The 14,740-nt window shown below is 73.7% G+C and carries 1 protein-coding gene (only partly in view); it reads right to left on the reverse strand.

The window, feature by feature from the left end; all coding sequences use genetic code 11:
* Positions 1-14,740, reverse strand: the end of a protein-coding gene (locus ACH34T_RS02175; protein WP_395990196.1) for a non-ribosomal peptide synthase/polyketide synthase. 16,436 nt of this gene lie beyond the right edge of the window; 14,740 of the gene's 31,176 nt are visible here — the last part of the coding sequence; its start codon lies beyond the right edge, outside the window — the gene reads right to left on this strand; the stop codon is at positions 1-3.

Below are 14,740 nucleotides of genomic sequence, written 5' to 3' on the forward strand. Positions count from 1 at the left end.
TCATTGCCAGCGGGTGATCTCCGCCTTCAGCCAGGTGCCGATGGCCCGGGCGCTGTCGCCGCGGAGCACGGTCGAGTGCTCGGCGGGGACGTCCACGACCTCCGGCTCCCGCGCGAGCACGGACCGCCACTGGTCGAGCGTCAGCCGCCGGATCTCGTCCGGGTCCTCGTCCGGCATGAACAGCACGACCCTGCCGTCGAAGGGCGGGCGCTGGTCCAGGCCCAGCCCGTAGGAGAGGTAGGCCTGCCCGTTGGCGGTCACCGCGCGCATGATCCGCATGCTGTGCTTGTCGCCCTTGCGGACGCCGATCGCGATCCTGTCGTCGGGTTCGCGGTAGCGCAGCAGCTCGTCCTCGTCGGATGGGGAGAGCCGCGTCCCGGGCGGCGCCTCGATCGCCTCGTCGAGCCGGCGCAGGAGCTCGGGGTCCTCCCCGGCGTCGGCGGGGTCCTGCGAGCCGTCGCCGCCGTCGACGAAGGCCGGGGCCAGCAGGAAGACGCCGCCCACCTCCTTGCCCGCGGCCTCCGCCCGCCGGGCCATCTCCAGGGCGACGTAGCACCCGCCGGACTGCGCGACGAACATGTACGGCCCGTCCGGCTGCAGCTGGAGCACCTCGTCGAGGTAGCCCGCCGCCATGCTCTCGACGGAGTCCAGCGGACGGTCGTCGCCGGTCAGGCCCCGTCCCTGGAGGGCGATCAGCTGCTGGCCCTCGCCGAGGTGATCGCCCAGCCCGGCGTACGCGGCGACCTCGCCGGTGATCGTGTGCACGGCGTACACGGCCGGGAGGACGTTCCCCCGCCGGACGCGGACCGCCGACCGGAGCCTCGCCTCCGCCATGTGCGCCTCGATCCGCGCGGCGACGCCGGCGACGGTCGGATGGTCGAACAGGTCGCCGACGCTGGTGTCGTGACCGGCGGCCCGGATCTGGGCCACGATCTGCGTCACCAGCAGGGAGTGCCCGCCGAGCTCGAAGAAGTTGTCCTCGACCCCGACCCGGTCCACGCCCAGCACCTCGGCCCAGACCCCGGCCAGCACCCGCTCCACGTCCGTGCGGGGAGCGACGTACCGGCCCGACAGGTCGCCGAGGCCGGGGTCGGGCAGGACGGCCCGGTCGATCTTGCCGGTCGGGGACAGCGGCAGCGCGGCCAGCTCGGTGAAGGAGGCCGGGATCATGAAGGCCGGCAGCCGGGCCCGCAGGTACTCGCGCAGCTGGCCCGCCTCGGGAATGCCCTCCGCCGGATCGGACGGAACCAGGTAGGCCGCCAGCCGCGCCGAGTCCCCGTCGCCCCACACCACCACGACCGCGGCCGCGACGTCCGGGGCGGCCGCGAGCACGACCTCGATCTCCGCGGGCTCGATCCGGTAGCCGCGCACCTTCACCTGGTCGTCGACCCGGCCGACGAACTCCAGCTGACCGTCCGCGCGCCAGCGCACCCGGTCGCCGGTGCGGTACACGCGCGCGCCGTCTCCGGCGAACGGGTCGGCGACGAACCGCTCCGCCGACAGCGCGGGACGGCCGCTGTACCCGCGCGCCACGCCGAGGCCGCCCACCAGCAGCTCGCCGACCACGCCGACCGGGACGAGGCCCATCGACCCGTCCACCACGTACGTGCGGACGCCGGGCAGCGGCCCGCCGATCGGCGGCACCCCGCCGCCGCCTTCCACCAGCCCGACGGTCGACACCGCCGTGGCCTCCGTCGGCCCGTACGCGTTCATGAGCCGGTACCCGGCCGCCTGCCACGCCGCCGCCAGGTTCGCCTCCACCCGCTCGGCGCCCGTGATCAACGTCCCGAGCCCGGCGAGGTCCTCCGGCTCCAGCGCCCGCAGCAGCGACGGCACCATGAACGCCAGCTCGACGCCCGCGGACCGCACCAGCTCCGCGACGCGGCCCGGCTCGGCCCGCTCGGCCGCGGACGCGATGACCAGCGTCCCGCCGCCGGACATCCCCATGACCAGCTCCCACACGGCCGCGTCGAAGCTGAACGGGGCCAGCATCAGCCCGCGCGGCGTCCTCCCCAGCAGCGGCCACCAGGCCACGGAGAAGTTCGCCAGGCCGCCGTGCCCGATCTCGACGCCCTTCGGCACCCCGGTCGACCCCGACGTGTAGATCACGTACGCGAGTGCGTCCGGGTCGACCGTCACCGCGTCCGGCGGCGTCGGCGCGAGCGCGGCCAGGTCGGCGCGTACCGCGGGGTCGTCGAGCCATACCGCGGTGTCGACCGCGCCGCCTTCGGCGGAATCCACCAGTCCGGCGGCCACGGCCCGGTGGCCCACGACGACCCGCGCGCCGGAGTCGGCCAGCATGAACCGCAGTCGGCCCACCGGGTACTCCGGGTCGAGCGGCACGAACGCCGCCCCCGCCAGCCACACTCCGAGGACCGACACGACCCACTCCACGCCGCGATCGACGCATATGCCGACGACCGATTCGCGGCCCACGTCCAGTCCGCGCAGGTAGTGCGCCAGGCGGGACGCCCGCGCCAGCAAGGCGGCGTACGTCAGGTGGACGTCCCCGCACACCACCGCGACGGCGTCCCCGTCGCCGAGACCGTGCCCGACCAGCAGCCCGGGCAGCCCGCCGACGCCGGCAGACGCCGACCCGGCCGCGCCAGAGCCCGAGCCCGAGCCCCATTGCACCAGCTCGGCGCGCTCCCCCTCGGACAGCACCGACAGCCCGGACACCCGCTCGGCGCCTTCCACGACGCCCGCCAGCAGCAGCCCGAAATGTCCCACCATGCGATCGATCGTGCTTGCGTCGAACAGCGTCGTGCTGTATTCGATCGTGGCCGTGAGGGCGTCGTCGTCCTCGACCACGACGAGCCGCAGGTCGTACTTGGCGGTCACGGCGGACTGGACGTCCGCCGCACCGGCCCTGCTGATCGTGCCGCCGCGTCCGCCGCCGTCGATTGCGTCAGGGCCGTCGAGTTCGGCGTGGGGGGCCGGGGCGGCGACGGCGCGGACGTCTCGGGCGTCCTGCCGGTAGTAGTCGAACACCACCTGGAACAGTGGCGTGCGTGACCGGTCCCGTTCGGTGACGAGCGTGTCCACCAGCTGCTCGAACGGCAGGTCCTGGTGGGCGTAGGCGCCGAGCGCCATCTCCCGCACCCGGCCGACCAGCTCCGCGAAGGACGGGTCCCCCGACAGGTCGGCGCGCAGCACGAGCGTGTTGACGAAGAAGCCGATCAGGCCCTCGGTCTCGGCCCGGTTCCGGCCCGCCACCGGCGTGCCCACGACGATGTCGTCCTGCCCGCCGTACCGGCCCAGCAGGACGCTGTACGCGCTCAGCAGGGTCATGAACATCGTCGCGCCGCCCTCGCGGGTCACCTCCCGCAGCCCCCGCGCGATCTCGCCGGGGATGCCGAACCGCACCGCGTCGCCCGCCGAGGACCGCTGCGGCGGACGCGGCCGGTCCAGGGGCAGTTCCAGGGTCGGCAACGCGGCGAGCCGGTCCCGCCAGTAGCCGAGCTGCTGGTCCAGGACGTCGCCGGTCAGCCAGTCCCGCTGCCACACCGCGAAGTCGGCGTACTGCACCGGCAGCGGCGGCAGCGGGTCGGGCCCGCCCGCCCGGAACGCCTCGTACAGGACGGTCAGCTCGCGCTGCAGGATCTGGTCCGACCAGTCGTCGAACGCCACGTGGTGGACGGTCAGCGCCAGCAGGTGCCCGGCGCCCGCCATCCGGATCAGGCAGCCGCGGATCAGCGGGCCGGCGGCCAGGTCGAACGGCTCCGCCGCGTCCGCCGCCAGCAGGTACCTGGCCGCGCGCACCGGGTCGTCGTAGCCTGACACGTCCGCCACCGGCAGCGGCACCGGTCGCGGCGGGTCGATGACCTGGTGCGCGACGCCGTCCGCGCCCGCGACGAGCCGCGTCCGCAGCGCCTCGTGCCGGGTCACCAGCGCGGTCAGGGCCGCGGTCAGGGCGGCGACGTCCAGCGCGTCGGGCAGCGGCATCAGCGACGGCAGGTTGTACTCGGCCGACCAGGGCTCGAACTGGTTCAGGAACCACAGGCGCTGCTGCGCGAACGACAACGGCAGCGCCTGGTCCCTCGGGACGGGCACGATCGGCGGGGCCGTCCCGCCCGGCCCGGCCTGGTCGATCACGTCGGCCAGCGCCCGCAGCGTGGGGTGCTCGAACAGCGCGGCCAGGGGGACCTCGGTCCCGAACACCTCCCGGACCCGGGAGATCGCCTGGGTGGCGAGCAGCGAGTGCCCGCCCAGCTCGAAGAAGTCGTCCTCGGCGCCGACGCGGTCGGCGTCGAGCAGCCCCGCCCAGATCTCGGCGAGCAGTTCCTCCGTCGCCCCGGACGGCGCCACGAACACGCCCGGCTCGGCACGGCCCGTGCCGGGATCCGGCAGCGCGGACCGGTCGATCTTGCCGTTGGGCGTCAGCGGCAGCGCCGCCAGCTCGGTGAACGCCGACGGGATCATGTACTCGGGCAGGCTCCGCCGCAGGAAGGTCCTGAGGTCGCCCGCGGCGGGGACGCCCGCCTCCTCGTCCGCCGGGACCAGGTAGGCGGCGAGCCGGTCCCCCGCCTCGCCCCAGGCGGCGACCGCGGCCGACCGCACCCCGGGATGCGCCGCCAGCGCCGCCGTCACCTCGCCGAGCTCGACCCGGAACCCGCGCACCTTGACCTGGTCGTCGACCCGTCCGAGGTACTCCAGATCGCCGTCCGCGTCCGCGCGCCAGCGGACGATGTCGCCCGTCCGGTACAGCCGCGACCCGTCGCCGCCAAACGGATCGGCGACGAACCGCTCCGCGGTCAGCGCCGGACGCCCGGCGTACCCGCGCGCCACCCCGTCGCCGCCGATGAACAGCTCACCGGCCACTCCGGCGGGCACCGGGTTGAGCCGCTGGTCCAGAACGTAGACGCGCGTGTTCCCGATCGGCGTCCCGAGAGTGACCGGCCCGTCGTTCGCCAGGGGACGGCATGTCGACCAGATCGTGGTCTCGGTGGGCCCGTACATGTTCCACGCGCCGGCGGTGCGAGCCTGGATCTCCCGGGCCAGTCCGGCGGGAAGCGCCTCGCCGCCGCACAGGGCCCGCAGGCGCGCCTCCCCCTCCCAGCCGTCGGCGACCAGCATCTGCCAGGTCGACGGCGTGGCCTGCATGACGGTGGCGCCGGTCCGGTCGATCTCCCCCGCCAGCAGCCGGGGAGAGCGGACCGTGTCGCGGTCCGCCACGACGACCCGGCCGCCCACGGCCAGCGGCAGCAGCAGTTCCAGACCGGCGATGTCGAAGCCCAGCGTCGTCACGGCCAGCAGCACGTCGGCGGAGGTGAGCCCGGGACGGCCGGCCATGGACGCCAGGAAGTTCGCCAGGTTGCGCTGCGTGACCTGCACGCCTTTCGGAATCCCGGTCGACCCCGACGTGTAGATCACGTAGGCGAGCCGGGCCGCGTCCCCGGCCTGCTCCGGCTCCGGCTCCGGTGGCCGGACGGGCTCGTCGGAGGCGTCTGACGGGTCGTCCAGCCAGATCGTGGTGTCCGCGGAGAGGTCTCCGGCCACCGCGCGGTGACCGGCCAGAACGCGGACTCCGCTGTCGGCCAGGACGAACTCCAGCCGCTCGGCCGGGTAGTCGGGGTCGAGCGGCAGGTAGGCGGCGCCCGCCTTCCAGACCGCCAGCATCGCGACGACCATGTCCAGGCCGCGTTCGAGGCACAGGCCGACGACGGACTCGGGGCCCGCACCCCGCGCGCGAAGCCGGCTCGCGAGCCGCTCGGCGCGCTCGTCCAGCGCCGCGTAGGTCAGCGCGACCTCGCCGGCCACCATCGCCACGGCGTCCGGCCGCGCGGCCGCCTGGGCCGCGACCAGCTCGTGCACCCCGTCGACCTCGGGGATGGACGCCGACGTGTCGTTCCAAGCCGCCAGCATCCGGTCCCGTTCGGCGGCGGTCAGGATCGGCAGCGCCGACAGGTTCCGGTCGGCGTCCTCCGCCACCGCGCCAAGCAGGGTGAGGAGGTGCCCGACCATCCGCTCGGCCGTGGCTGGGTCGAACAGCGCCGTGCTGTACTCGATCGATCCGGCCAGGCCGGTGCCGACGTCCGCCAGGTTCACCGACAGGTCGAACTTCACCGTCCTGGAGGACGGGTCCGCGTCGTCCTGCCCGTGGGTGGCACCGTGCTCGCCGACGTCTCCGGACGCCGCGCTCTCGGGGTCGTCGCGGAGGTAGTTGAAGAAGACCTGGAACAGCGGGGTGCGGGAGCGGTCCCGGTCGGTGACCAGCGCGTCGACGAGCTGCTCGAACGGCAGGTCCTGGTGGGCGTAGGCGTCCAGCGCGGTCTCGCGCACCCGGTCCATCAGCTCGGTGAAGGACGGGTCGCCGGACAGGTCCGTGCGCAGCACCAGGGTGTTGACGAAGAACCCGATCAGGTCCTCGGTCTCGGACTGGCTCCGGTTGGCCGCCGGGGAGCCGACCACGACGTCGTCCAGGCCCGCGTACCGGCCCAGCACCGCGCCGACGCCCGCCAGCAGCGTCATGAACATCGTCGCGCCGCTGCGCTGGGCGACGTCCCGCAGCCCGTCCACGACGGAGGCGGGCACGGTGAAGTGCGTGACCGCGCCCGCGCTCGACCGCACCGGGGGCCGGGGCCGGTCGGTGGGCAGTTCCATGACGGGCGCACCGGCCAGCTGCCCCCGCCAGTAGGCGAGCTGCTCGTCGAGGACGTCGCCGGTCAGCCAGGAGCGCTGCCAGACGGCGAAGTCGGCGTACTGCACCGGCAGTGGCGGCAGCGGGTCCGGCTCACCGGCCCGGAACGCCCGGTACAGGGCCTGAAGGTCGCGGCGGAAGATCTGGCTCGACCACTCGTCGGAGACCGCGTGGTGCATGGACAGCACCAGCACGCAGCGGTCCAGGTCCGTCCGGACCAGGCAGGCGCGGAGCAGCGGTCCGGCGGCCAGGTCGAAGGGGGTCAGCGCATCGGCCGCCAGCAGGTCTCGCGCGGCGGCCGTCGGGGCGGGCATGCCCGACACGTCGGCCACCGGCAGCGGCACCGGCCCCGGCGGGTCGATGGCCTGGTATGCGACGCCGTCCTGGTCTGCGACCAGGCGTGTCCGCAACACCTCGTGGCGCGCCACCACCGCGTCCAGCGCCGCGCCGAGCGCCTGGACGTCCACGGCCCCGGACAGCCAGAGCGGGGACGGCACGTTGTACTCCGCCGACCCGGGTTCAAGCTGATCGATGAACCAGAGCCGTTCCTGCCCGAACGACAGCGGCAACCGCTGGTCCCGGCTCACCGGAACCACCGAAGGCGCCACCGGCCCCGCCGACGTCTGCCCGATGAGCTCGGCCAGCGCGCGGACGGTGGGATGGTCGAACAGGGCCGCCAGGGTCACCTCGGCCCCGAACGCCTCCCGCACCCGGGAGATCACCTGGGTGGCGAGCAGCGAGTGGCCGCCGAGCTCGAAGAAGTTGTCCTCCGCGCCGACCCGGTCGGTGCCCAGCACCTCTGCCCAGACCTCGGCGAGCCGTTCCTCGATCGCACCGGTCGGCGCCAGGAACGCGCCCAGCTCAGGACGAGCGGTGTCGGGCGCGGGAAGCGCGGTCCGGTCGATCTTGCCGTTGGGCGTCAGCGGCAGCTCGGCCAACTCGGTGAACACCGACGGGATCATGAACTCCGGCAACCGCCTCTGCAGGTGACCCCGCAAATCCGACGCCGCAGGAACCCCCGTAGCACGGTCGGCCGGAACCAGATAAGCCACCAGCCGGGCCGCAGCCCCGTCCCCGAACACCGCCACCACCGCCGACTGAACCCTCGAATGCGCAGCCAGCGCAGCCTCAACCTCACCCGGCTCGATCCGATACCCACGCACCTTCACCTGATCATCCGCACGGCCGAGGAATTCCAGTTCCCCGGACGCGGCCCAGCGGGCCCGGTCACCCGTCTTATAGAGCCGCGACCCGTCACCCGCGAACGGATCAGCGACAAACCGCTCCGCGGTCAACGCAGGACGCCCGGCATATCCGCGCGCCACCCCGGCGCCGCCGATGAACAACTCCCCGGCCATCCCGGTCGGGACCAACCCCATCGACCCGTCCAACACATACAAACGCGTGTTGGCGATCGGCCGACCGATCGGAACCTGACCGGGCACCTCCTGCCCGCCGGTTAGCGCATGCACCGACACCCCGACCACGGTCTCGGTCGGGCCATACTCATTCACCACCACCGAATCGGGCGCGTCAGTCAGCCAATCGGCCACATACGGGCCGGGCAAGGCTTCACCGCCGACCACCAGATGCCGAGCGAGTCGCGCGATCTCGTGGGGAGGCATCAGTTCCCGTAGGAGTGGCAGGTGTCCAGGCACCACCTTCACCAGCCCGAACCCGCCCACACTCCGCGCCACCTCAACCAGATCCTCGGGGTCACCACCCGCACTGATCACGATGGACGTCCCCGTCACCAGCGGCACCACCAGACTGGTCACCGTCAAGTCGAACGACAACGACGAATGCAACACCGCGCCCGGACCACCCGCAGACAGGCCGTAGGCGTCGGCGGCCCAGCTCACGTAGTTGACCAGCCCACCACGCGTGACCTGCACACCCTTCGGACGACCCGTCGACCCAGACGTGTAAATCACATACGCCAGCCCGTCCGGGCCCACCCCCAACTGCTCGGGCGGGTCTGCGGGGGCCGCGGCCACCGTCGCGGCGACCATGGGGTCGTCCAGGCCGACGGTCTGCACCCGCCGCACCGGCAGGTCCTCGACCAGCTCGACGGTGCCCAGCAGGACCGCCACGCGGCTGTCGGACAGCATGTACGCCGACCGCTCCGGCGGATACTCCGGATCCAGCGGCAGATACGCGCCACCGGCCAACCACACCGCCAGCACCGACGTCACCATGTCGGCCCCGCGCGGCAGACACAGACCCACCACGGTCTCCGGGCCCACGCCCACACCGCGCAGATAGTGCGCCAAACGGCTCGCACGTCCCGCCAGCTCTGCGAAAGTCAGCGACTGCTCACCGGACACCACCGCGATCGCATCCGGGCACGCCGCCACCTGAGCCAGGAACAACTCCGCCGGGCCGTCCGCAGGCAACGCCGCAGCCGGGCCGTTCCCCGCCTCTGCCACCTGCACACGCTCATCGGCACTCAGCAGCGGCACCGCCGACAGCGGACGGGACGCGTCCGTAGCCACCGCCACCAGGACCGTGCTCAAGTGCGCGGCCATCCGCTCCACCGTCGCGCGGTCGAACAACGCCGTGGCGTACTCGATCATCCCCGTCAGCGCGCCGGAGCCGCCATCGCCCACGATCAGCCGCAGGTCGAACTTGGCCAGCCCACCGACCAGGTCTTCGGCCCGCTCGCCGTCCTCTGCCGCGCCGTCCTCGGCCACGCCGTCGCCGTGTGAGCCCTCGTCGCCGAAGTAGTCGAATAGAACTTGGAACAGGGGGGTGCGGGAACGGTCTCGGTCGGTGACCAGCGCGTCTACCAGCTGCTCGAAGGGGAGGTCCTGGTGCGCGTAGGCGCCCAGTGCCGTTTCCCGCACCCGGCTCACGACCTCGGCGAACGTCGGGTCCCCGGACAGGTCCGAACGCATCACCAGCATGTTGACGAAGAAGCCGATCAGGTCCTCGGTCTCGGCGCGGTTCCGGTTCGCGACCGGAGATCCGATCACCACGTCGTCGGTGTCGGCGTAGCGGCCCAGCAGTACCGAGAATCCGGCCAGGAGCGTCATCGACATCGTCGCGCCGCTTTCACGCGAGATCTCGCGCAGGCCGTCCGCGACCGGCGCGGGGATCGTGAAACCGACCATCGCGCCCGCACTTGAACGCACCGGCGGACGAGGACGGTCGATGGGCAGCTCCATCACCGGCAGCCCGGCCAACCGCTCCCGCCAGTAGCCGAGCTGCTGGTCCAGGACGTCGCCGGTCAGCCACGAACGCTGCCACGCCGCGAAGTCGGCGTACTGGACGGGCAGCGGCGGCAGCGGGTCCGGCTCCCCGGCCAGCGACGCCTCGTACGTCGCGACGAGATCGCGCCGCAGGATGCGATCGGACCACTCGTCGAAGACCACGTGGTGCATGGTCAGCGCCAGCACGTGTCCCGTCTCGCCGAGCCGGATCAGGCAGGCCCGGACCAGCGGCCCGGCCGCCAGGTCGAACGGGTCGGCGACGTCCGACATCACCAGGTCTCCGGCGATCCGCCACGGGTCGGCGGCGTCGGAGACGTCCACCACGGGCAGCGGCACCGGTCCCGGCGGGTCGATGACCTGGTGCGCGACGCCGTCCGGCCCGGCGACCAGGCGGGTCCGCAGTACCTCGTGCCTCGCCACCACGGCGCTGAGCGCGGCGGTCAGCGCGGCAACGTCCACGTCCTGTCCCAGGTGGACCGGCGACGGCAGGACGTACTCGACCGACCCGGGCTGAAGCTGGTCGAGGAACCACAGGCGCTGCTGCGCGAACGACAGCGGCAGCGGCTGGTCGCGAGTGACGACCGTCACCGGCGGCGCCACCAGGCCCCGCGCGGTGCCCTCGATCACCGCGGCCAGGGCACGGACGGTGGGATGGTCGAACAGGGCCGCCAGCGGCACCTCCGCTCCGAAGACCTCCCGGATCCGCGACATCACCTGTGTGGCCAGCAGCGAATGCCCGCCGAGCGCGAAGAAGTCGTCGCCCGCGCCGACCCGGTCGACTTCGAGCAGTTCGGCCCAGATCCCCGCCAGCAGTTCCTCGGCGGGGGTAGCGGGCTCGACGAACGTGCCGTCCAGCTCGGGACGGCTCGTGTCCGGCGCCGGCAGCGCGGCGCGGTCGACCTTCCCGGCCGGGGTCAGCGGCAGGACGGCCAGCTCGATGAACACCGACGGCACCATGAAGTCCGGCAGCCGCTGCTCCGCGAACTCGCGCAGGGCGCCCGGAGCCGGGACGCCCCCGGCCCCGGGAGTGGGCACGACGTACGCGGCGAGCCGGGCGGACGCCTCGTCCCCGACCACCACCACCGCCGCGCCCTGGATCGCTGGGTGCGCGGCCAGGACGGTCTCCACCTCACCCGGCTCGATCCGGTACCCGCGGACCTTGACCTGGTCGTCGACCCGGCTCAGGAACTCCAGGTGCCCGTCGGCGCGCCAGCGCACGCGGTCGCCGGTCCGGTAGATCCGCGATCCGTCGGCCGCGAACGGGTCGGCGATGAACCGCTCCGCCGTCAGCGCGGGACGTCCGCCATAGCCGCGCGCGAGCTGCGCGCCGCCGATGAACAGTTCCCCGACGACGCCGGTCGGCGCCGGGTTCAGGCTGCGGTCCAGCACGTACGCCCGGGTGTTGGCGATCGGGCCGCCGATCGGCAGCGCGCCGCCGACCTGTCCGGCGGCCGTGTCGTGGCTGTAGGACGTGGCGTCGATGGTGGCCTCGGTCGGCCCGTACACGTTGTAGAGCGGCACCCGCAGCCGCCGCGCCAGGGCCTCGGCGATGTCGCCGGTGAGCTGCTCGCCGCCGCAGATCACCTGCCGCAGCGCCGTGCAGGCCGCCAGGGCGGGCATGCCGGTGAGCAGCCGCAGCACGGCCGGGACCGTCGCGAGCAGGGTCACCTGCTGGGCGGCCATCGTGTCGGCCATCCCGGCGATGTCCGCCGCCGGGCCGGACGCCGGGACGATCACCAGCGCGCCGCCCGCCGCCAGGCCCGGGTACAGCTCGATCCCGAAGGCGTCGGTGCTCGGCGACGAGTACATCAGGACGCGGTCGCCCGCGGTCATGGCGTACCGGTCGAGGAAGGACCGCACGTAGTTCGCGAGGGCGTCGTGCGAGATCATGACGCCCTTCGGCGTCCCCGTCGAGCCGGACGTGTAGATGACGTACGCCAGCCGGTCCACCGCGGGCGGCGCGGCGGGCGGCTCCGTCGGCAGCACGGACAGCCGCCGCTGGACGTCCGGGTCGTCGAGCAGCACCGTCGTGCTCGCGTCCATGGCGCCGGCGGGCAGCGCGGCGGGCATGTCGCGGCGGCCGACCAGGACGGTGACGCCGCTGTCGGCGAGCATGAACTCCAGCCGCTCGGCCGGGTACTCCGGGTCGAGGGGCAGGAAGGCGCCTCCGGCCTGCCAGATCGCGAGGACCGCGATCGTGAGGTCGATCCCGCGCGGCAGGCCGAGCCCGACGATGGACTCCGGCCCGACCCCGGCGGCGCGCAGATGGTGGGCGAGCTGCGCGGCCCGCTCCAGCAGGGCGCCGTAGGTCAGCGTCCGCTGACCGGTCACCACGGCCACGGCGTCAGGCGTGGCCGACGCGTGGGACGCGATCAGCTCGGGCACCTCGATGCGGGTCGGCCAGGTGACGGCGGTGTCGTTCCAGTCCCGCGTCAGCCTCGCGCGCTCGTCGGCGGGCAGGACGGGCAGCGCGGACAGCGGCGCGCGGGCGTCCGCCGCGGCCGCGGACAGCAGGGTGCCGAGGTGCCCGGCGAGCCGCTCGATCGTGGACGCGTCGAACAGCGCGGTGCTGTACTGGACGGCCCCGGCCAGACCGCCGCCCTCGCCGGAGTCGCTGAGCGTGAGGTCGAGGTCGGCGAGCGTGAGGGCGCGCGCGAACCCGTCGGTGTCGTGCCCGTCCGGGACATCGGCCCCGTCCGGGGCATTGGGCTCGCGTTGGTCGTCGCGGTCGTCGCGGTCGGCTCCGTCTCCTCCTCCGGCGTAGTTGAAGAAGGCCTGGAACAGGAGGGTGCGGGAGCGGTCGCGGTCGGTGACGAGCTCGTCGACCAGTTGCTCGAACGGCAGGTCCTGGTGGGCGTACGCGCCGAGCGCGGTCTCGCGTACGCGGCCGACCAGCTCAGCGAACGTCGGATCGCCGGACAGGTCGGCGCGCATCACCAGCGTGTTGACGAAGAACCCGATCAGGCCCTCGGTCTCCGCCCGGTTCCGGCCCGCCACCGGCGTCCCGACCACCACGTCGTCGGTGTCGCAGTACCGGCCCAGCAGCACCGCGAACCCGGCCAGCAGCGTCATGAACATCGTCGCGCCGCTCTCGCGGGCAACCTCGCGCAGCTGCTCGGCGGCCTCGGCGGCGACGGTGAACTCCGCCACCGCGCCCTCGCTGGACCGCACCGGCGGACGGGGCCGGTCGGCGGGCAGTTCGAGGTCCGGCAGATCGGCCAGCTTGTCCCGCCAGTAGGCGAACTGGGCGTCCAGGACGTCCCCGTCCAGCCACGACCGCTGCCACACGGCGAAGTCGGCGTACTGCACCGCGAGCGGCGGCAGCGGGTCCCGCTCACCGGCCCGCAGCGCCGCGTAGAGCGCCGACAGCTCGCGCTGGAACACCCGCGCGGACCACTCGTCGAACGCCACGTGGTGCATGGTCAGCGCCAGCACATGCCCGGGGTCGTCGCCGAGCCGGATCAGGCAGGCGCGGACGGGCGGCGCGGCCGCGAGGTCGAACGGGGTGGCGGCGTCCGCCGCGAGGAGGTCCCGCGCCGCGCGCAGCGGGTCGTCGAGTCCTGACACGTCGGCCACCGGGAGCGGCACCGGCCCGGGCGCGTCGATGACCTGGTGCGCCACTCCGTCCGGCCCGGCCACGAGCCGGGTGCGCAGTACCTCGTGGCGCGCGACGACGGCGTCCAGCGCCGACCCCAGGACGGCCACGTCCAGGTTCAGGCCGAGCTCGACCGGCAACAGCAGGTTGTACTCGGTCGACTCCGGCTCCAGCTGCTGCAGGAACCACAGGCGCTGCTGCGCGAACGACAGCGGCAGCGGACGGTCGCGAGGCACGACCGTCACCGGCGGCGCCACCAGGCCCCGCGCGGTGCCCTCGACCACCTCGGCCAGGCCCCGCACCGTCGGGTGGTCGAACAGGGCGGCCAGCGGCACCTCGGCCCCGAACACCTCCCGGATCCGCGACATCACCTGCGTGGCCAGGAGCGAATGCCCGCCGAGCTCGATGAAGTCGTCGGCGGCGCCGACGCGGTCCACGCCGAGCAGCTCGGCCCAGATCCCGGCCAGCACCTCCTCGGCCGGGGTCGACGGCGGCACGTACCCTTCGAGCTCGGCACGGCCCGGGTCGGGGTCGGGCAGCGCCGCCCGGTCGATCTTGCCGCCGGGGGTCAGCGGCAGGGCGGCCAGCTCCGTGAACGACGACGGGACCATGAAGGCGGGCAGCCGCGCCCGCAGATACTCGCGCAGCTCAACGGCGTCGGGGATGCCCTCGCCTGGAGCGGCGGGCACCAGGTGGGCGGCCAGGCGGGCCTGGGGGCCGTCGCCGGTCACCGTCACCACGGCCGCGTGGACGTCCGGGTGCGCGGCCAGCACGGCCTCGATCTCCGCGGGCTCGATCCGGTATCCGCGGACCTTGACCTGCTCGTCCACCCGTCCGAGGAACTCCAGCTGCCCGTCGGCGCGCCACCGCGCCCGGTCGCCGGTCCGGTAGACCCGGGACCCGTCGGCGGCGAACGGGTCGGCGACGAACCTGTCCGCGGTCAGGTCCGGACGGCCGGCGTAGCCGCGCGCCACCCCGGCGCCGCCCACCAGCAGCTCCCCCGCCACCCCGAGCGGCACCAGGTCCAGTGACTTGTCGACCACGTAGACCCGGGCGTTGGGGACCGGACGTCCGATCGGCGGTGCTCCGCCGTCCTGCTCCACCGTCGCGATGCTGGCCACCACCGTGGCCTCCGTCGGACCGTAGGCGTTCAGCAGCCGGTGCCCGGCGCCGCGCCACGCCGACGCCAGCTCCGCCTCCACCCGCTCCGCGCCCGTGAGCAACGTGCCCAGCCCGGCCAGATCGTCCGGCTCCAGGACGCGCAGCAGCGACGGCACCATGAACGCCACCGAG

This window comes from Actinomadura sp. 9N215 (assembly GCF_044326345.1).
Classification (GTDB): Bacteria; Actinomycetota; Actinomycetes; order Streptosporangiales; family Streptosporangiaceae; genus Spirillospora.